This is a genomic window from Spirillospora sp. NPDC049024, from assembly GCF_040649235.1.
Taxonomy (GTDB): domain Bacteria; phylum Actinomycetota; class Actinomycetes; order Streptosporangiales; family Streptosporangiaceae; genus Spirillospora.
Genome location: NZ_JBEZFD010000020.1, coordinates 128,251 through 146,822 on the forward strand (window position 1 = coordinate 128,251; position 18,572 = coordinate 146,822).

Below are 18,572 nucleotides of genomic sequence, written 5' to 3' on the forward strand. Positions count from 1 at the left end.
GCGGCTCTAGGGTGACGGCATGAGCACGGAGACCCTCGGACGCACCGCACGCCTGGAACTGGCCGACCAGGCCCTGCGGGAACGGGAGGCCGTCTTCACTCGTCCCGCTCGACCGTGGGGCTGGCGAGGGTTTGAAGTGTACACTTCCACCATGGAAAGTGTCCCTTTGAAGGATGCGCGCTCGCGGCTCGGGAGGATTCATTCCTCGGCCGCGCACGGGCAGCCGGTCGAGATCACTCGCCACGGATCCGCTCCGGTGGTCGTCGTCTCCAAGACCATGTACGACGTGATGTTCACCGACCATCTCCGTTGGCAGGCAGAACGGTTCCGCAAGGCTCTCGACGAGGGGAGTGTGCCCGAGGGGACTCTCGTCATCCATCGCGACGACCTTGAACGTTGGCGTGATGCCAGCCCCGAGGAATGGGCCGCGGGCAAGCTCGATGCCTGACCACCTGATGATTCCCCCGGCCGTCCGTCAGCAGATGGCGGCGCTGCCCGAGGGGCTCCGCAAGCTCGTCTTCGACGTCGTCCTTCTGCTGTTGGAGCAACCCCACCCGCCCGGCAGTCGGCCCTATGAGGGGGTGGCCGACATGTACTGGCTGGAACTCGACGAAGTGACGATCTACTACAACGCCTACGGCACCGGGACGATCATCATTCAGCAGATCGTCGTCAACGATTGACGTGATGGGCGGGTCGTGAGCCGGGCACCGGGGGCGGGCGCCTCCGCCGCCGGTGCCCGGCGGCTCAGGGGGCGGGGCGGGACAGGGCGTCGACCGAGACCAGGCCGTGCTCGACGATGTCCACGGCCCGGTCGAGGGCGGTGCGCATGGACAGGGGGTCGTAGCCCTCGCGGCGGCAGTGCGCCACGACCGCCTGCATGCCGCCGACCGCGATGCCGGCCGCGGCCACCGCGTCGATCTCGGAGATGCCGGGGCACAGCTCGCGCAGCAGCGCCTCGATCGCGTCCTGGGCGTCGGTCATGCGCTGCAGGGCCCGGGCGCGCAGGGCGGGGCGCTCCAGGATGAGCGCGACCTGGACCGGGCCGTAGTCGCGGTGCTCGGCGACCACCGCCTCCAGGACGTCCACGATGCTGCGCCGGATGGTCGCCATCGGCGTCTCGCCGGGGGTGGGGCGCAGCCGCTCGGCGACCTCGGCGAGCCGGTCGTCGATCTCGGCGAAGATCACGTCTTCCTTGGAGGGGAAGTAGCTGAAGAACGTGCGGGGTGAGACGTCGGCGGCGGCGGCGATGTCGGCGATCGTCGTCTCCTCGTAGCCGCGCTCGGCGAACAGGCGCAGCGCGGCCGTCGCGATGGCCTGGCGGGTGCGCAGCTTCTTGCGCTCCCGCAGCCCCGGCCCGCCGGCGTCCTCCTCCATGTGACGGACGTTACCATGACTGCAAAGTTGCATCTATTGCAAAACTTCATGGATAGGTGTTCTCTTCGGGCATGGCGCGTTTCCTGGAGGTGCTCGGACGGTTCTGCGTGCGCAGGCGCCGCACGGTGTTCGAACTCTGGGTCGCCCTGATGCTCGGCGCCGGCGTCCTCGGCGTCATGCACGGGGGCATGTTCGTCCAGCAGAGCACGCTGCCCGGCATCGAGACGCAGCGCGCCCTCGACACGCTCGGGCAGGACTTCCCCGCGATGACCGGGCCGACCGCGACCGTCGTGTTCCACCAGACCCGCGACGCGAGTCCCGCCGACTGGCGGGTCGCGCTCACCGTCGGCCAGTCGATCGACAACATCTCCAAGCTCGACCGGGTGGCGTACGTCGAGAACCCGTACGTGCAGGGGATGGGCGGGCTGAAGGACGACAAGGCCGTCGCCGTCCGGCTCAACTTCACCGGCACGATGAGCGACATCGGCCATGCCGACCTCGACGCGCTGAACCGGGCGGTCGAGCCCGCCCGGATGGCCGGGCTGGAGGTCGAGTTCGGCGGGATCGCCGCGATGATCCTGAACCAGCCGAAGGGCGGGCCGCAGGAGGGCGTCGGGATCCTGCTGGCGATGGTCGTCCTGCTGCTGGCGTTCGGCTCGTTCCTCGCCGCGGGCATCCCGATCGTGGTGTCGCTGTGCGGGATGGTGGTGGCGTACTCGCTGATCCACTTCCTGGCGTCGATGTTCCAGATCGCGCCCACCGCGCCGATGGTCGCCGCGATGCTCGGCATCGGCGCCGGGATCGACTACGCCCTGTTCATCGTGACCCGCTACCGGCAGCAGCTCGCCGAGGGCGACGACGTCGAGACCGCGGTCGGGCGCGCGATGGCGCACTCGGGCCACGCGGTCGTGTTCGCCGGCGGCACGGTCGTGTTCGCGATCTGCGGGCTGTTCCTGTCCGGGATCGCCTTCGTCGGACGCATCGGGATCGCCGCCGCGCTGGCCGTCGCCATCATGGTCGCCGCCGCGCTGACCCTGCTGCCCGCCATCCTCGGCTCACTGGGCACGCGCATCGACCGGTACCGGCTGGCCCGGGTGCGGCCGGACCGCAGTTCGGGCCGCTGGACGGCGTGGGGACGCCACGTCGACCGCCACGCCTGGCCCTACGCCATCGTCGCGAGCCTCGTCCTGCTGACGCTCTCCATCCCGACCCTCAGCCTGCGGTTCGGCGTGATGGCCGACAGCATGTCGTCGCCGAAGATGGAGGCGCGACAGGCCTACGACATCGTCGCCCGGGAGTTCGGCGCGGGCCACTACAGCCCGTTCGTCGTGGTCGCGAAGGTGCCGGGCGCGGAGAAGAGCGTCAAGCCGAAGCGCGTGGTGCCGACGGTCGAGGCGGGCGAGGGCCTGTCCGGCCTGACGGGTCCGGCGGGGCCCCGGCCGAGCCCGTCCCCGCGGCCGTCCCTCCCCAAGGGCGCGCCGGATCCGAACAAGAAGCCCGACAAGCGCGCGGTCCTCATCGGCCAGGAACTCCAGCGGACGCTCTCCGAGGTGCCCGGCGTCGCGTTCGTCGGGGAGCCCGTGGTGGCCGGCACGACCGCGATCCTGCAGGTGGTCCCGGAGGACGCCCCGCACGCCGCGTCCACCACCGACCTCGTCCACCGGCTGCGGAACACCGAGATCCGCGACGTCCGGGAAGCGCATCCGGGTACGCGGATCTACCTCGGCGGCGAGAACCCCGCGATCATCGACATCGCCACCACGGTCGGGGAGCGCATGCCGACCGTCGTCGTCGCGGTGGTGGGGGTGGCGCTCCTGCTGCTGGTCATCGCGTTCCGGTCGGTCATCGTCCCGGTGAAGGCCGCCCTGATGAACCTGCTGTCGATCGGCGCCTCGTTCGGCGTCGTCACGGCCGTCTTCCAGTGGGGCTGGGGCGTCCGGCTGTTCGGCGTCGACCAGGCCATCCCCATCATGTCGTTCATTCCGCTGTTCATGTTCGCCCTGATCTTCGGGCTGTCCATGGACTACGAGGTCTTCCTGCTGTCGCGGATCAAGGAGGAGTACGACCGGACGGGCGATCCGCACGAGTCCGTCGTGATCGGCATCGGGGCCACCGCCCGCCTCATCACCTCGGCCGCGCTCATCATGATCTTCGTGTTCGCCAGCTTCGTCCCGCAGCCGGACCCGATGGTGAAGATGATGGCCCTGGGGCTGGCCATCGCCGTCGCCATGGACGCGACGATCGTCCGCCTCATGCTCGTCCCCGCGCTGATGAGCCTGCTCGGCCACGCCAACTGGTGGTGGCCCGGCGGCTCCCGCCCGACGGCGCCGCCGCCTCCTCCGGAACCCGTCGCCGAGCAGTTGGAGCTGGAGCTCACGACCTGAGCGCGGCCGGGGCGGCAGTGGCCTAGGGGATCTGCTCCACGCGGACGCCGGGCACGGCCTCGTAGAGGCCGGGGTCGGCGGTGATCAGCGGCCAGCGGCGCCACCGGGCGGACCAGGCGGCCTGCGCGGCGTCCATGCCGAGGTTCGGGATCGTCGTGACCAGCAGGCCGGTCTGCTGGGCGATCACGTCGTCCAGGTCGTCGACGTGCACGACCTGCATGCCGGGCAGGCGCTCCAGCACCGCGCGGCCGTGGTCGGGGACGAGCTGCCAGGCGCGGGCGAGCGAGGTCGCCGGGATGACGATCGTGGCGTGCTGGGCGATGGACGCGCGGAGCCGGGCGCGGACGTAGACGGTCTTGCCGGTCGCGAGGTCCAGGAGTGCGGTCGCGTCGAAGACGTGACCGGTGATCACGCGACGTCCCGGCGGGACGAGGGTCCGCCCTCGACCAGCCGGTCGACCATGGCCTGCTCGTCGGGGCTCGGCGGCCCGAAGAGGTCGTCGATGGTGGACGCGTCCCGCAGGTAGGCCAGCTTCAGCCGCGCGCCGTCCGCGAGGAATCCCGACACCGAGGCGATCTTCTTGTCCTCGGCGAGCCCCTGGAGCGTGGCGGCAAGCTCGTCGGGCAGCGTGATGTTGAGTCTCGCCATGGAGCACACGATACACACTCGGAGGCCCTCCAGTGTGTACTCAGGGGGTCGAGGTCTCGGGGCGGAGCGTCGCGAGCGTGCCGGCCAGCCAGTCCCGTTCGGCCGCGGACGTGACGCGGGCGATGTGCTGGATTCCGGCCTGGAACGGTGACGCCAGCTCGTCCTGGCGGAGGGGCCGGTCGCCGTCGGCGAAGAATCCGCGCTTCGGGTCGTCCAGGAAGTCCAGGCGCCGCCGGAGGACCGCCGCCTGGGCCTCGGGCGACGGCAGCAGGTGGAGGAACGCCAGGAGGACGAAGTACCGGTTGCGGTCCGAGATCTCCAGGTCGTCCGGCCCGGTGAGGCGGCGGAGCAGCTCGGTGCGGCCCGCGCCGGTGAGCGTGTAGACCTGCCGGGCCGGGCCGCCTTCGCCGGGTTCGGTGCGGCCGGCCAGCAGGCCGCGGCGCCGCATCCGCTGGAGGGCCGGGTACAGGGAGCCGTCGCTGACCGGGCGCGCGTGGCCCATGAGCAGGGTGATGCGCCGCCTCAGCTCGTAGGCGTGCATGTCGTGTTCGGCGAGGAACCCCAGGATCGCGAGTTCGAGGATGGCCCGTACCTCCCGTCTCGGCGTGCGTGACATCGCGCCGAACGCCGCCACGGCCGTGAGCACGATCCCGGCCGCCGCCAGTTGGAGCGGTGACAGGCGTTCTTCCAGGACGACCGCCCCGAGCGCGATGGAGACCACCGGGGCCGCGAAGGAGACCAGTGAAGCACGGACGGCGCTCACCCGCTGGACCAGCACGGTGTTCGCCAGCCATCCGAAACCCGAACAGACCACCCCGAGCGCGGCGGTGGCCGCCCAGGCCGGCGGGCTCCACACGATGTCCGGGACGTGGACGGCGGCGAACGGCGCGGTCACGATCGCCGCGACGGTCATCTGGGCGCAGGTGAGGGTGAGCGCGTCCTCCGTCCGGAGCCGGCTCCGGACGGCCAGGTTGGCGCACGCGTAACTGACCGCCGCCGCCAGCGGGAGGAGCGGCCACGGGGACCGCCCGGACGCGTGCCCGCCCGTGGTCAGCAGCGCCGTCCCGCACAGCGCCACGGCCAGGCATGCCGTCTGCGCGGCCCGAAGGCGTTCGGCGGGCAGCAGGACGTGGCCGCCGGCCGCGATCCAGATCGGCGTGCTGGCCAGGAGCAGCGACGACAGGCCCGTCTCCACGTGGTGCTCGCCCACGGTGATCAGGACGGACGGCGCCGCCGCGCCGCACAGCCCGACGAGGAGCAGGTCGCCCGGTCTGTTCCGGGCGAGCCTGGAGATCGCGGCGACCGCGGCCGGCCCGCCGCCCCGCGCGGCCATGACCGCGAGCAGCGTCAGCCCGGCGAGGCCGAACCGGGCGCAGGCCAGCACGTCGGCCGGGAGTGCGCGTCCCGCTATCGCGATGAGCAGGAAGGGGACACCGAGCGTCAGGGTCACCCATCCGCCGAGGATGCCGTTCCACCATCTACCGGACACGCCGGAACAGTACCTCGTTTCGAGGTACTGCGCATTTTCCCGGCCCGTCGTGTCGATCCGGGCGGTGGCCGTTCGTGTAGAGGGCGGAACATCGGTGCTCGAGAAGGACGGTGAGGAAGATGGACGAGGTCCGGACGCTGCTCGACGGCCGCGGACTGGTCGAGTCGCCGCGCTGGCACGACGGCAGGCTGTACTTCTCCGACTGGACGGCCGGCGAGGTCGTCGCGGTGGGGCTGGACGGGGCCGCCGAGGTGGTGGCGCGGGTGAAGTCGCTCCCGCTGTGCACCGCCTGGCTCCCGGACGGCCGGCTGGTGATCGTCTCGTCGGGGGACGGGCGGCTGCTGCGCCGGGAACCGGACGGATCCCTCGCCGCGCACGCCGAACTCGGCCGGCCGGGATGGAACGACATCGTCGCCGACGGCCGCGGCGACATCTACGTCAACCGCGTCAACTTCGACCCGATGGCGGGGGAGGACATCGAGCCCGGGACGGTCGCCCTGGTGCGGGCGGACGGCTCCGTGCGCGAGGTGGCGGACGACATCGCGTTCCCCAACGGGATGGCCGTGACGCCGGACGACTCCACGCTCATCGTCGCGGACTCCTACCGGAGCCGTCTCATGGCCTTCGACATCGGCGCCGACGGGGACCTGTCCGGCCGCCGGGTCTGGGCCGACCTCGGCGACGGCGTCCCGGACGGCATCTGCATGGACGCGGAGAACGCCGTCTGGTACGCCGACGTCCCCAACCAGCGGTGCGTGCGCGTCGCCGAGGGCGGCGAGGTGCTGCGGACCGTCGACCTCGACCGCGGAGCCTTCGCCTGCGTGCTGGGCGGGCCGGCCGGGACCACGCTGTTCGTCACGGCCGCCGGGTGGCGCGGCATGACCGAGGCCGAGATGGTGGCGCCCGGCAGCGGCCGGGTGCTCACCGTCGAGGTCGACGTGCCCGGCGCGGGCCGGCCCTGACGCACGCCCGCCCCCAGGGTGATCAACCGGCGGGTTCGCGGGAGCCCGCGGGCGGCAGGCGGAACAGTCCTTGAAGCCGCCGCAGCGCCTCCCGGTCGCCGGACGCCGAGGCGGCGCCGCTCCGGATCGCCTCGGTGAACGTGCCGCCGGCGCCCGTCAGGCCGACGAGCGCCTCCTCGCTGATGGTGATGGTCGCGTCCGGGCGCTGCGCGGGGCCGTGGAGGACCTCGACCGTCCCGTCCTCGACCCGGGCGTGGAAGACCTCGTCGTCGACGCGGAACTCGTACACCGCGCGGAGCCCGGCGGCGGCCTCGGGATCGAAGCAGGCGCGCAGGCCGAGGACCGTCCAGCCCGGATGGAAGGTCTCGTCCGGCCGCCGCTCGCCCATCGCCCACCTCAGCCCCCACCTGGCGATCGCGAGGATCGCGGGACCGAGTTCCTCGCCGGCCTCGGTGAGGGCGTACGCGGGGGTGCGGGCGGGCGGCGGCAGCGTGATCTTGTGGACCAGGCCCTCGCGCTCCAGGTGCTTCAGCCGGGCGGCCAGCAGCCCGGTGCCGAGGCCGCGCAGGCTGGCCTGCAGGTCGCCGAACCGCTTCGGCCCGGTCAGCAGCTCGCGGACCAGCAGCAGCGTCCAGCGCTCGCCGACCAGGTCGAGGGTGCGCGCGGTCGCGCAGTACTGGTTGTACGTTCGCTGTTCCACTTCTTCACTCTAGACTTCACGCTTCCCGTTCCTGAACCTCCAGGAGCAGGCGGGCGAGCGGTTCCGGGTCGGTCAGCATCACGTCGTGGGGGCCGTCGAGGGCGACCGTCCGGTATCCGGCGTCCTTGCCGAACCGGTCGAAGGGGTAGGTCAGCGGCCTGCAGTAGACGGCCGTTCCGGGGATCCGGTCGACGGCGCCGCTGAGGCGGGTGCGCTCGGTGAACGTCCGGAGCGGCTGGGGGAGCAGGCGTGGTGCGAGGCGGTCGGCCGTGCCGGGGTCCGTGATGCCGAACGCCGCCGGGGGCGGGGCGGGGATCCGCCATCCGTCGCCGAACGTCTCGGCCGCCGTCCGGGCCAGTTGGACGAACGCGTCCGGGGCCAGATCGAACATGCCGGCGCCGTCGGGCCCGGCCCATCCGTCCACCAGGGCGATGTGGCCGACCGCGTCGGGCCGCGCGTCGGCGGCCTCCCGCACCACCAGGCCCGCGTAGCTGTGCCCGACCAGCACGATCTCGTCCTGGACGGTGTCGAGCGCGGCGGCGACCGCCTCGGCGTGGTCGTGGAGGCCGTAGTCGCCGACGGCGCTGAGGTCCGGGGTGAGCGTGCGCGCCCCGGCGGCGTGCAGCAGCGGGACGACGCGGTCCCAGGCCCAAGGGCCGTGCCACGCCCCATGGACGAGAACGAACGTGGTCATCGGCGAGCCTCCTCGCGCAGCAGGGGCAGGACCTGGTCGCCGAACCGCTCCAGGTCCGCGTCGTGGTCATCGGTCGCCAGCCGGATCACGAGATGGCGGGCGCCTGCCTTGATGTAGCCGTTCAGCCAGTCGGCGGCCTGGCGGGCGGTTCCGGCGAACAACGCCTGGATGGACGCGACGAACTCCAGCGGCGCGTTGTAGTAGCGCTCGATGCTCGTCCGCAGCCGGTCGCGGGCCTTCTCCGGGTCGTCGTCCAGGCAGAGCGTCGCGTACAGGGCCGGGGTCGCGGCACCGATGAGCTCGCGTTCCTCCGCGTACGTCGCCGCCTCGGGCGGGTAGGGGAGCCATCCGTCGGCGAGACGGGCCACGCGCGGCAGCGCCGGCCCGCCCCCCGCCAGCCAGATCGGCGGCCCTCCCGGACGCTTCGGCGGGGGCGCGAGCCGCACGTCCGAGAACGCGAAGTGCCGGCCCTCGTAGGAGACCGCGCCGCCGGACCAGAGCCGCCGCATCGCCTCGATCGACTCCTCCATCCGGCTGACGCGGCTGCCGAACCCGATCCCGACCGCTGCGAACTGGGCCTCGGTGGCGGGCACCGGGAACCCGGCCCCCATGCCCGCGATCAGCCGCCCGTCCGACAGGCGGTCGAGCGTGGCGAGCTGGTGGGCCAGCAGGATCGGATGGCGCAGCGCCGGCAGCAGCACCGCCGTGCCGAGCGCGACCCGCTCGGTGGCCTGCGCCGCGGCGGCCAGCAGCATCAGCGGATCGGCGCGCGGCCTGGTCACGGGACTGTCGCCCGCCCAGACCGAGTCCAGCCCCATCTCCTCGGCGCGCCGCGCCTGGGCGATGAGGCGCCCGGGTTCGTGCTCGCCCAGCAGGTCCTGCTCTCTCGTCGGCAGCAAGTAGCCGACCTCCAGCCTCGCCATCGTCCCCTCCGACCGATCGTGGTTCCGCAACCATAACCGTTGACTTCTCATTTTTGAAGTATGAGATTCAAGGAGCAGTAGGATACGCTTCGCAGCGGCCCCGTGATCGCTGAGGGAGTGGTCGTCTCGGTAGGGTTCCGGGTGGCATGAACTGATGCGGGGTGCCCCATGTGGGGAGAATCGGGAAGCCGGTGAGAATCCGGCACGGGCCCGCCGCGGTGACCGGGGAGCAGCCGCCCACGCGCGTACGCGCGGCCACTGGCCGTCAGGCCGGGAAGGCGGGCGGTCGAGCATCGATCCGGGAGTCCGAAGACCGGCCCCGCTCCACACGGCCGCAGTTCGCGGCGGCCTGTCGCAGCGGGAGCCTGCCCATGGACATCTATGACGCCATTCACCGCCGCCGCGACGTGCGCGGCGAGTTCACCGGGGAACCGATTCCGCGGGACGTCCTCGACCGGGTCCTGGCGGCGGCGCACGCCGCGCCGAGCGTCGGGCTGTCCCAGCCCTGGGATTTCGTCCTTGTCGGCGACCCTGCCCTCCGGCGGGCCTTCCACGGCCACGTCCGGTCCGAGCGGGCCGCCTTCGCCGCCACCCTGACGGGCGCCGCCGCCGAGCGCTTCGCCCGGATCAAGATCGACGGGGTGCTGGAGTCAAGCCTGTCGATCGTGGTGACCTACGATCCCGAGCGCGGCGGCCCGGCGGTCCTCGGGCGGCATGCGATCGCCGACGCCGGGCTGTACTCCGTCTGCCTGGCCATCCAGAACCTGTGGCTCGCCGCGACCGCCGAGGGGCTCGGCGTCGGATGGGTGTCGTTCTACCGGGAGCCGTACCTGCGCGACCTGCTCGGCATCCCGGAGACGATCCGTCCGGTCGCCTGGCTCTGCCTCGGCCCCGTCACCCACCTGGAACGCGTTCCGGATCTCGAACGGCACGGCTGGCGGCGCCGCAGGGCACTGGACGCGGCCGTCCATCACGACCGCTGGACGGGGGCTGCGGGCTGACCCGGAGGCGGAGGACCATGTAGGCCAGGAAGGACAGGCCCGCGAGCAGATAGCAGTTGGCGACCGGGGTCAGGAGGTGGAAGCCGTACTCGCGCGGGCCGCCGTCGCGGGGCGTCCACCACAAGGGCGAGACGGCGAAGAGGACGTAGGCGGCCGCGGCGCTCTTGCGGTGGCCGTTCCGCAGGAGCACCGCCAGGGCCGGGACGATCCACACCCAGTGGTGCGCCCAGGAGATCGGGGAGACGAGCAGGCCCGTCGCGCCGGTGATCGCCGTCGCGCTCAGCCAGTCGCCTCGCCTCGCCCAGACGGCGGCGACCGCGAGGCCGGAGACGCCGATGGCCGGCGGAACGGGCGTGTACCAGTCGCCGACCTCGGCCGTTCCCCCCGATATGCGGGCCAGCGTGCCGTAAGGGGACTGGTTGCTGATGTACGGGGCGCCCACGCGAGAGGTGTCGTAGAAGGTGTGCAGCCAGTAGAGGCGGGACGCGTCCGGGGCGACGGCGTAGGCCAGGAAAGTGCAGACGGCGAAGGTCGCGGCGGCCGTGGCGGCGTCCTTGGTCCGCCGGCTCAACAGGAGCAGGACGACGAAGACGGCGGGCGTCAGTTTGATCGCGGTCGCCACTCCGATGCCGATTCCGGCCGGACGGCCTCGGGCGACGCGGTACAGGTCGGCGAGGACCAGGGCGAGCAGGAAGAGATTGACCTGTCCCAGGAAGAACGACTGCCAGACCGGCTGGAGGAGCAGGCCTGCCGCCACCACGACCACGAGTGGGATTCTGTGACCGGCCATTCTCGCCGTCAGCGCGCACGCCCCTACGAAGGCGCCCAGCGAGGCCAGTTGCCACAGCATGCGGGCAAGGACGAGCGGCAGGGCGGCCAGCGGAACGAACAGCGCCGCCATGAAAGGCGTGTTGGTGAAGTAGTGGTCGGCGACCTGCTCCTGGTAGAGGCGCGAGCCGTCCGTCACGATATGGCCGCCCAGCCAGTAGATGCGGAAGTCCAGGGAGTCGTACACGGCGGAGAAGACGACGACTGCGAGGACTTCGACGGCGAGGAGGAAAGGCGCCCAGCGCTTCATGCCGGCAACGGTGTCGCCGGAGGCCCGGACCGCGCATCGAGCCACCGGACACATTGGCGAAAGGCACTTTGTAGCCTGCGGGATTACGCCCCCGGGCCAATGTGCCGGGACGGGGGCGGCGGTTACGATCGGCGCATGTCAGCCCTGCCGTTGCGCCGCCTGAGCCGCGGCACGGGGACGGTCCTCGCCTGGAGCGGCGCCGCCGTCTACCCGGTGGTCCTGTTCGTCACGTTCTCCCATGGAAGGACCGCCTTCCAGCAGTTGGAGATCCCCCTTTCGACCGGGCTCACGGTCCTCGTGCTCTTCCTGCTGCGGCGCCGGGCGACGGTCGCCCACGTGATCCTGCTCCTCGCCTGGATCCTCGCCCTGCTGGCCCTGCCGGTCGGGACCGTCGGCGGCCTGCTGGTCCTGCTCCCCGGCGTCTCGGCCGGGTACATCACGGCGACTCGCCCTCGGAAGGTCTCCGTCCCCGTCGCCGTCACCACGTTCCTCCTCCAGGCCGCGGCGGTCACCGCGTTCCTGCAGGCCGACGAGGTGCTGCTGATGACCGTCCTGCTGGGGGCGGCCGTCGCGTTCATGGCGGGGAACTCGATCAGGACGCGGCGCGCGCACGCCGAGGCGATGCGGGAGCAGGCCACCGCGCAGGCCGTCTCCGCCGAGCGGCTCCGGATCGCGCGGGAGCTGCACGACATGGTCGCCCACAGCATCGGGATCATCGCGATCCAGGCCGGAGTGGGCGGACGGGTCATCGACACCCGGCCCGCCGACGCCCGCGACGCGCTGGCGGCCATCGAGGCCACCAGCCGCGACACCCTGTCCGGGCTGCGGCGGATGCTCACCGCACTCCGCAAGGACGACCCGGGGGCGGCGCCGCTCGGCCCCGCCCCCGGCCTCGCCGGCCTCGACCGCCTCGCCGAGGCCGCGCGGGACGCGGGCGTCGCGGTCGACGTCCGGACGGCGGGCGAGCCGAGGCCCCTGCCGCCGGACGTCGACCTGTCCGCCTACCGGATCGTCCAGGAGGCGGTCACGAACGTCGTCCGGCACGCGGGCACCGACCGCTGCCGGGTGACGGTCGGCTACGGCGACGGCGACCTGGCCGTCGAGATCGAGGACGACGGGCGCGGCGGCGTGGTGGGCACCGGGTACGGCCTCGTCGGGATGCGGGAGCGGGTCGCCCTGCTGCGCGGCGAGTTCGCCGCCGGGCCGCGCCCCGGCGGAGGGTTCCGGGTGGCGGCGCGGATCCCGGCGCCGGCGGCGGCCGCATGACGATCCGCGTCCTGCTGGCCGACGACCAGCCGCTGATCCGCGCCGGCCTGCGCGTCCTGATCGCCGACACCCCCGGCATGGAGGTCGTGGGCGAGGCCGCGACCGGGGCCGAGGCCGTCCGGCTCGTGGCGGAGACGGCCCCGGACGTCGTCGTCATGGACATCCGCATGCCCGACATGGACGGCATCGAGGCCACCCGGCGGATCAGCGGCGCGGGTCCCGGCACCGCCCACGTCCTGATGCTGACCACCTTCGACGACGACGACTACGTCTACGGCTCGCTCAGGGCGGGCGCCGCCGGCTTCCTCGTGAAGGACATGGCGCTGGAGGAGATCCTGGCGGCGATCCGCGTCGTCGCCGGCGGGGACGCCCTGATCGCGCCGAGCGTCACCCGGCGGCTGATCGAGGAGTTCGCGGCGCGTCCGGAACCGGCCGCCGGGCGGTCCCGGCACGTGGAGGGCGTCACCGAGCGCGAGCGGGAGGTGCTGACCCTCGTCGGGCGCGGCCTGTCCAACCAGGAGATCGCCGCGGAGCTGGTCATCAGCGTGGCCACCGCGAAGGCGCACGTCGCGCGGCTGTTCGCCAAGCTCGGCGCGCGCGACCGCGTCCAGCTCGTCATCATCGCCTACGAGCTCGGCCTCGTAGCACCCCCTACAGGCGGTAGTACTACCTGACGTGGTGAGGGCCGGGACCGTCGGATAATCTGGTTTGCGTGAAGGGTCTGGGAGAGCTCGAACGCACGGTCATGGAGGTCCTGTGGGCACGGGAGGAAGCCGGACGCCCGGCGGCCACCGCCCGGGACGTGAGCCGTGCCCTCGCCGACGACCGCGACCTCGCGCACACCACGGTCATGACCGTCCTCGACAGGCTCGCGAAGAAGGGCTTCCTGGAACGCGAGCGCGACGGGCGCGCCTGGCGCTACCACCCGGTGGCGAGCCGCGAGATGTACGTCACCGAGCTCATGCTCGGGGCCCTGAACGAGACCGGTGACCGCGACGCGGCGCTCGCGCACTTCGTCCGCTCCGTGTCGAGCGACGAGATCGACGTGATCCGCCAGACCCTCGCGGGCATCACCGGCAAGGAACCTCCGGCATGACCGGCACCGCCCTGCTCGCATTGATCTCACTGGGGACCGTCGGCGGGGCGCACCTGCTGTCCCGGGCCCGGTGGACGTGGCGCACGCCTCGGATCGGGATCGCGCTCTGGCAGGCCCTCGGGCTGTGCTGGGGCGTCGCCACGATCGGCGCCCTGCTCGGGCTCGCCCTGATCCCGTACCGCAAGGGCGTCCTCGGCGGGCTGCCCGGCCTGTACGACGACCAGGCGGCCCGGCTCAACCCGGTGCAGGTCGCGGCCCTGCTCGCCGCGATCAGCCTGACCGGCGTGCTCCTGGTCATGCTGATGTTCGCGGTGCTGCGGGTCGTGCGGGCCCGGCGGCGGCACCGCGCGCTGCTCGCGCTGGTGTCGCGCCGCGACTCCTCGGTGCCCGGCACCCTCGTCCTCGACCACCCCGGCGCCGCCGCGTACTGCGTGCCGGGCGTCCGCTCGTCCAAGGTCGTCGTCAGCGCCGGCACGCTGGAGCTGCTCGACCGCGGCGAGCTGGCCGCGGTGCTCGCGCACGAGCGCGCCCACGCCCGCGAGCGGCACGACCTGGTGCTGCTGCCGTTCGCGTCGCTGCGCCAGGTCTTCCCGCAGTTCCGGCTGGTCGGACGGTGCCTGGACGCGGTGGAGCTGCTGATCGAGATGGCCGCCGACGACCGGGCCCGGCACGGCCGGCCGCCGCGCGAGCTGGCGACCGCGCTGCTGCGCTTCGCCGCCGCCCGCCCGGCCGCCGCGCCGTCCGGCACGCTCGGCGTCGCCTCGCACAGCGACATCCCGGTGATGGCGCGGGTGAACCGGCTGCTGGAGCCGGAGCCGCTGCCCCGCCGCGTCCGCGTCGCCGCGTCGATCGCCGTCCCGGTCATCGCCGGCCTCCCGCTGCTGCTCCTCGTCCTGCCGCACTAGTTTTTCCGCAGTCCCGGCCCACTTCGCTCGCCTGGCGGCTGTGTTTGCCACAGTCCCGGCCCACGTAGCTCGCCTGGCGGCTCGCTACGTGACCGGGCCTGGGCGAACGCGGCATCGCTTCGCGATCCGCCCGGTTCCGCTCGCCTCCGGCTTCGCTCCACCGGGCAGGTCACGCGTTCGCGCGCACGGCCGAGGCCATTTCGCAACACGCCCTGACCCTCCGGCGCCGCCCACCGTGCCGCTAGTCGGCCAGGACAGTTCCGTAGAGGCGGTCGACGCGCAGGCGGATCACCAGCCGCCGGTCCTTCACCATCTGCTCCAGGAACGCCCGCTCGTCGGCCGGGTCGTCGAAGCCCGGCGTCATCGCGAGCAGCTCGCGGCCGGTCGCGTCACCGGGCTCCTCGCTGACGGCGGACAGCTCCGCGGCACCCTCGGCGACCGCGAACGATAGGTGGCCGGGGCCGGACGCGTGCAGCGCGGCGCGCGGGTCGCGCAGGAGCTGCTTCACCTTCGCCCGCCCGTCCGTCGTGGAGATCCGCACGACGCGCTCGCCCGGATCCCACGTGTAGACGACCGTGGAGACGTGCGGGTGGCCGTTCTTCTTGTTGGTGGCGAGGACGGCGAACTGCTGCTCGCCCAGGAGCCGGGACAGCTCGTCCTCGGTGACGGGCTTGGGGCCGGGTCCCTGGCCGGGGCCGTACTCGGTCATCGTGATCTCCTTCAGAGCTCGGTGGGGGACGGGTTCGGACGGGCAGTGGGTTCAGACGGCGGCGGGGGCGGACTCGACCGGCGCGGCGCCGGCCGCGGGCGCCGGGCGGCGGAGGACGATCAGCGACACCGCGAGCGCGGCGACCAGCAGGCCCGCCGAGACGGTGAACGCCAGGTGGTAGCCGCCGGTGAGGGCGGCGGCGGTGCTCCGCCCGTCCGCCCGCAGGGACTCGACGCGGGAGGCGGCGAGCGTGGTCAGGACCGCCACGCCGAGCGCCATCCCGACCTGCTGGACGGTGTTGAACAGGCCGGAGGCGAGCCCCGCGTCCTCGGGGCGGGCGCTGGACATGCCGAGCCCGGTCAGCGACGGCAGCACGAGCCCGCCTCCGGCGATGAGGACGAACACGGGGAGCAGGTCGGTGACGTAGTCCGCGTCCACGGGGACGGTCGTGAGCCAGGTCATGGCGCCGATCAGCAGGACGAGCCCGGCCACCAGGACGAACCGTTCGCCGAACCGGTTCGAGAGCCGAGCGGACGCGAAGAGCGACACGGCGCCGATCGCCACGGCCGCGGGGAGCATCGCGAGGCCGGTGTCCAGCGCGCTGTAGCCGAGCACCTGCTGCATGTAGAGGGCGACGATCACCTGGAACGAGAACATCGCCGACAGGGTGAGCAGTTGGACGACGTAGGCGCCGGAGACGTTGCGGGAGCGCAGGATCCGCAGCGGCATCAGCGGCGTCGCGGCGCGGGCCTGCCGGGCGGTGAAACCGGCGAGCAGCAGCAGCGACACGGCGCCGAGCCCCAGCGTGTGCGCCGACAGCCACCCGTACCGCTCGACCTTGACGACGGTGTAGATGCCCAGCATCAGCCCGGACGTGACCAGCACCGCGCCCGCGACGTCCGCGCCGGCGGCCAGCCCGACGCCCCGGTCGCGGGGCAGCGCGGGGAGGGCGAGCAGCATCACGGCCAGGCCGATCGGCAGGTTGATCAGGAAGATCCAGTGCCAGCTCAGCGCGTCGGTGAGCACGCCGCCGAGCACCTGCCCGATGGACGCGCCGGCCGCGCCGGTGAAGCTGAACACCCCGATCGCCCTGGCCCGTTCGCGGGGGTCGGTGAACAGGGTCACCAGGATGCCGAGCACGACGGCGGAGGCGAGGGCGCTGCCGACGCCCTGCAGGAACCGGGCGGCGATCAGCAGGCCGGACGTGGTGGCGGCGCCCGCCAGCACCGAGGCGGCGGTGAAGACCGCGTTGCCGGCGAGGAACAGCGTCCGGCGGCCGACGAGGTCGCCGAGCCGCCCGGCGAGCAGCAGCAGGCCGCCGAGCGGGATCAGGTAGGCGTTCATGATCCAGCTCAGCCCGGCGGGCGAGAAGCCGAGGTCGTCCTGGATGGCGGGCGCCGCGACCGTGACGATGCTGCCGTCCAGGATCGTCATCAGCATCGTGGCGGACAGCACCCCGAGCGCCGCCCACCGGGAGCGGAGCGGGGAGAGCGAGAGGGAGGACATGGTCATCTCCTGTTCGAGGGGAACAGGAGAGACCGTAGCAGATAGTTTCGTTGCAGACTATCTGTGAGGGTCTTACTTTTGGCGCTCGCGGGCCCGCCGGGCCGGCCCGGGCGTCTCCGGCGGGGTGGCAAGATGCCCGCTGACCAGGGTGTTGAGCGCCTGGACGAGGGCCTCGCGCTGGTCCTCCGGAAGCGAGCCGAGGGCCGCCTCGTGGACGCCGTCGACGATCTGCTGGCTGCGGGCGGCGACCCGCGCGCCCTCCTCGGTGACGGCGATGATGCGGGCCCGCCGGTCCCGGGACGAGGGGCGCCGCTCGGCGAGGCCGGCCTTCTCCAGGGCGTCCACGGTCACGACCATGGTCGTCTTGTCCATGTCGCCGATCTCGGCGAGCTGGATCTGGGTGCGCTCCTCCTCCAGGGCGTGCACCAGGACGCAGTGCATGCGCGGCGTCAGCCCGATCTCGGCGAGCGCCGCCGTCATCCGGCCGCGCAGCACGTGGCTGGTGTGGTCGAGCAGGAACGACAGGTCCGTCTGCGTGCGGGCGGGGGCCATCGAGGTCATGCGCCCAGTCTACCCAAGATGGTTTCGTTCCAGATTATCCGGCAGCAGTCGCATCCGGTGGGATACCATGGCGGCGTGAAGCGCACCGCATGTCTCGGCTGGTGGCCGTCCTAGGACGGCCACAGTGACGCATGCGATCGGGCCGTCCGCTGGACGGCCCTTCCTCTTCCTCGGTGCCCCGGGCCGGCCAGGCGGGACGGCCGCAGACCCGACGAGGAGGAACCCATGGACACCACCACCCCCGAGGCCCGCAGCCGCGAGCTGGAGGAACGCATCGCGGTCGACCCCGGAGCCTTCCGGATCCTGACCGGCGACCGCCCCACCGGCCCGCTCCATCTCGGGCACTACTTCGGCACCCTGGAGAACCGCGTGCGGCTCCAGCGGGCGGGCGTGGAGCTGTTCGTCCTGGTGGCCGACTACCAGGTGCTCACCGACCGGGACGTGGCCGACCGCCTCTCCGAGTACGTCGAGGGGCTGGTCGCCGACTACCTGGCCGCCGGGATCGACCCGTCCAGGGCGACGATCTTCCGGCACAGCTCCGTCCCGGCGCTGAACCAGCTCATGCTGCCGTTCCTGTCCCTGGTGTCGATCGCGGAGCTGAGCCGCAACCCCACGGTGAAGGACGAGATCGCGACGTCCAGGCAGTCGGCGGTGAGCGGGCTGATGTTCACCTATCCCGTCCACCAGGCCGCCGACATCCTGTTCTGCAAGGCGAACCTTGTACCCGTCGGCAGGGACCAGCTCCCGCACCAGGAGATCACCCGGACCATCGCGCGCCGCTTCAACGAGCGCTACGGGCCCGTCTTCCCGGTGCCGGACGCCCTGCTGTCGTCCGCGCCGCTCCTGCTCGGAACGGATGGCGGCAAGATGAGCAAGAGCCGCGGCAACGCCGTCGCCCTCTCCGCCACCGAGGACGAGACCGCCCGGCTGATCAAGCGGGCCGTGACCGACGCCGACCGGAACATCACCTACGAGCCCGAGACGCGCCCGCAGGTCTCCAGCCTGGTGCTGCTCGCCGCGCTGTGCCAGGACCGCGACCCGCACGACGTCGCCGCGGAGATCGGCGACGGCGGCGCGGCGGCGCTGAAGAAGGTCGTGACCGACTCGGTGAACGAGTTCCTGCGCCCGATCCGCGCCCGCCGCGCCGAGGTCGCCGCCGACCGGGCGTACCTGCGCGGCGTCCTGGCCGAGGGCGACGAGCGCGCCAACGCGGTCGCGGAACGCACGCTGGAGGAGGTCCGGGAGGCCATGGCTTCCTAGTGGCGGGGCTTCC

The 18,572-nt window shown here is 72.5% G+C and carries 21 protein-coding genes and 1 riboswitch; of the genes, 10 read left to right on the forward strand and 11 right to left on the reverse strand.

Going from position 1 to position 18,572, the window contains the following annotated elements:
- Window positions 1–19: 19 nt before the first annotated feature.
- Both AB0C21_RS31590 and AB0C21_RS31595 read left to right on the forward strand, forming a co-directional pair.
- Window positions 20–448, forward strand: coding sequence for a type II toxin-antitoxin system prevent-host-death family antitoxin (locus AB0C21_RS31590; protein ID WP_500209144.1), 429 nt, complete (start codon window positions 20–22; stop codon window positions 446–448).
- Window positions 441–683: a hypothetical protein gene (locus AB0C21_RS31595; protein ID WP_500209146.1), complete on the forward strand. Its 243-nt coding sequence runs from the start codon at window positions 441–443 to the stop codon at window positions 681–683. Before AB0C21_RS31590 ends, AB0C21_RS31595 begins: the two co-directional genes overlap by 8 nt.
- Window positions 684–747: 64 nt before the next feature.
- Here the strand turns inward: AB0C21_RS31595 and AB0C21_RS31600 are convergent, their stop codons facing one another.
- Entirely contained in the window at window positions 748–1,377 is a 630-nt protein-coding gene (locus AB0C21_RS31600; protein WP_149263027.1) for a TetR family transcriptional regulator, read from the reverse strand.
- Between the two features lie 71 nt (window positions 1,378–1,448).
- On the opposite strand from AB0C21_RS31600, the gene AB0C21_RS31605 reads away from it, so the two are divergent.
- Window positions 1,449–3,761: an MMPL family transporter gene (locus tag AB0C21_RS31605; RefSeq protein ID WP_500209148.1), complete on the forward strand. Its 2,313-nt coding sequence runs from the start codon at window positions 1,449–1,451 to the stop codon at window positions 3,759–3,761.
- Window positions 3,762–3,783: 22 nt separating this feature from the next.
- Here the strand turns inward: AB0C21_RS31605 and AB0C21_RS31610 are convergent, their stop codons facing one another.
- From AB0C21_RS31610 to AB0C21_RS31620, 3 genes are read right to left on the reverse strand one after another with little or no spacing between them, the layout of a single operon-like run.
- The gene (locus tag AB0C21_RS31610) at window positions 3,784–4,173 is read right to left on the reverse strand and encodes a hypothetical protein (protein WP_149263025.1); all 390 of its coding nucleotides are present in this window, start codon (window positions 4,171–4,173) and stop codon (window positions 3,784–3,786) included.
- Window positions 4,170–4,409, reverse strand: a complete 240-nt coding sequence (locus AB0C21_RS31615) for a ribbon-helix-helix domain-containing protein (RefSeq protein WP_149263024.1) — start codon at window positions 4,407–4,409, stop codon at window positions 4,170–4,172. The genes AB0C21_RS31610 and AB0C21_RS31615 overlap by 4 nt, the downstream gene beginning before the upstream one ends.
- Before the next feature lie 40 nt (window positions 4,410–4,449).
- Window positions 4,450–5,898 (reverse strand): EamA family transporter, encoded by a 1,449-nt coding sequence (locus tag AB0C21_RS31620; protein ID WP_500209149.1) that lies wholly within the window; start codon window positions 5,896–5,898, stop codon window positions 4,450–4,452.
- Window positions 5,899–6,017: 119 nt separating this feature from the next.
- Between AB0C21_RS31620 and AB0C21_RS31625 the strand changes: the two genes are divergently transcribed.
- Entirely contained in the window at window positions 6,018–6,860 is an 843-nt protein-coding gene (locus AB0C21_RS31625; RefSeq protein WP_500209151.1) for an SMP-30/gluconolactonase/LRE family protein, read from the forward strand.
- 22 nt (window positions 6,861–6,882) lie between these two features.
- Here the strand turns inward: AB0C21_RS31625 and AB0C21_RS31630 are convergent, their stop codons facing one another.
- From AB0C21_RS31630 to AB0C21_RS31640, 3 genes are read right to left on the reverse strand one after another with little or no spacing between them, the layout of a single operon-like run.
- Window positions 6,883–7,560, reverse strand: a complete 678-nt coding sequence (locus tag AB0C21_RS31630) for a winged helix-turn-helix transcriptional regulator (protein WP_500209153.1) — start codon at window positions 7,558–7,560, stop codon at window positions 6,883–6,885.
- A gap of 16 nt (window positions 7,561–7,576) precedes the next feature.
- Window positions 7,577–8,254 (reverse strand): alpha/beta fold hydrolase, encoded by a 678-nt coding sequence (locus tag AB0C21_RS31635; protein ID WP_500209154.1) that lies wholly within the window; start codon window positions 8,252–8,254, stop codon window positions 7,577–7,579.
- Window positions 8,251–9,177: an LLM class flavin-dependent oxidoreductase gene (locus AB0C21_RS31640; RefSeq protein WP_500209155.1), complete on the reverse strand. Its 927-nt coding sequence runs from the start codon at window positions 9,175–9,177 to the stop codon at window positions 8,251–8,253. Before AB0C21_RS31640 ends, AB0C21_RS31635 begins: the two co-directional genes overlap by 4 nt.
- Window positions 9,178–9,319: 142 nt before the next feature.
- Window positions 9,320–9,513: riboswitch (cobalamin riboswitch) on the forward strand.
- A gap of 35 nt (window positions 9,514–9,548) precedes the next feature.
- Between AB0C21_RS31640 and bluB the strand changes: the two genes are divergently transcribed.
- Complete coding sequence (gene bluB / locus AB0C21_RS31645; RefSeq protein WP_500209157.1) at window positions 9,549–10,178, forward strand: 5,6-dimethylbenzimidazole synthase; 630 nt, start codon at window positions 9,549–9,551, stop codon at window positions 10,176–10,178.
- On the opposite strand, the gene AB0C21_RS31650 is transcribed toward bluB, so the two are convergent.
- A complete protein-coding gene (locus tag AB0C21_RS31650) occupies window positions 10,072–11,256 on the reverse strand; it encodes a glycosyltransferase 87 family protein (protein WP_500209159.1) in 1,185 nt (394 codons plus the stop codon). The genes bluB and AB0C21_RS31650 overlap by 107 nt on opposite strands.
- A gap of 135 nt (window positions 11,257–11,391) precedes the next feature.
- On the opposite strand from AB0C21_RS31650, the gene AB0C21_RS31655 reads away from it, so the two are divergent.
- Genes AB0C21_RS31655 through AB0C21_RS31670 form a run of 4 tightly spaced genes read left to right on the forward strand, consistent with a single transcriptional unit; the run spans window position 11,392 to window position 14,523 of the window.
- Window positions 11,392–12,522 (forward strand): sensor histidine kinase, encoded by a 1,131-nt coding sequence (locus AB0C21_RS31655; protein ID WP_500209160.1) that lies wholly within the window; start codon window positions 11,392–11,394, stop codon window positions 12,520–12,522.
- Window positions 12,519–13,196, forward strand: a complete 678-nt coding sequence (locus AB0C21_RS31660; RefSeq protein ID WP_500209162.1) for a response regulator — start codon at window positions 12,519–12,521, stop codon at window positions 13,194–13,196. The genes AB0C21_RS31655 and AB0C21_RS31660 overlap by 4 nt, the downstream gene beginning before the upstream one ends.
- Window positions 13,197–13,234: 38 nt before the next feature.
- Entirely contained in the window at window positions 13,235–13,618 is a 384-nt protein-coding gene (locus tag AB0C21_RS31665) for a BlaI/MecI/CopY family transcriptional regulator (RefSeq protein WP_149263012.1), read from the forward strand.
- Window positions 13,615–14,523, forward strand: a complete 909-nt coding sequence (locus AB0C21_RS31670; RefSeq protein ID WP_149263011.1) for a M56 family metallopeptidase — start codon at window positions 13,615–13,617, stop codon at window positions 14,521–14,523. The genes AB0C21_RS31665 and AB0C21_RS31670 overlap by 4 nt, the downstream gene beginning before the upstream one ends.
- A 241-nt stretch (window positions 14,524–14,764) precedes the next feature.
- Here AB0C21_RS31670 and AB0C21_RS31675 read toward each other — a convergent pair whose 3' ends face one another.
- From AB0C21_RS31675 to AB0C21_RS31685, 3 genes are all read right to left on the reverse strand, one after another.
- Entirely contained in the window at window positions 14,765–15,232 is a 468-nt protein-coding gene (locus AB0C21_RS31675; protein ID WP_500209164.1) for a pyridoxamine 5'-phosphate oxidase family protein, read from the reverse strand.
- A 51-nt stretch (window positions 15,233–15,283) separates the two neighbouring features.
- The gene (locus AB0C21_RS31680) at window positions 15,284–16,738 is read right to left on the reverse strand and encodes an MFS transporter (RefSeq protein ID WP_500209166.1); all 1,455 of its coding nucleotides are present in this window, start codon (window positions 16,736–16,738) and stop codon (window positions 15,284–15,286) included.
- A 72-nt stretch (window positions 16,739–16,810) separates the two neighbouring features.
- Window positions 16,811–17,299 carry a MarR family winged helix-turn-helix transcriptional regulator gene (locus AB0C21_RS31685; protein WP_500209167.1) on the reverse strand — a complete coding sequence of 163 codons (489 nt, stop codon included), beginning with the start codon at window positions 17,297–17,299 and terminating at the stop codon, window positions 16,811–16,813.
- A gap of 225 nt (window positions 17,300–17,524) precedes the next feature.
- On the opposite strand from AB0C21_RS31685, the gene trpS reads away from it, so the two are divergent.
- A complete protein-coding gene (gene trpS, locus AB0C21_RS31690; RefSeq protein WP_500209169.1) occupies window positions 17,525–18,559 on the forward strand; it encodes a tryptophan--tRNA ligase in 1,035 nt (344 codons plus the stop codon).
- Window positions 18,560–18,572 lie beyond the last annotated feature (13 nt).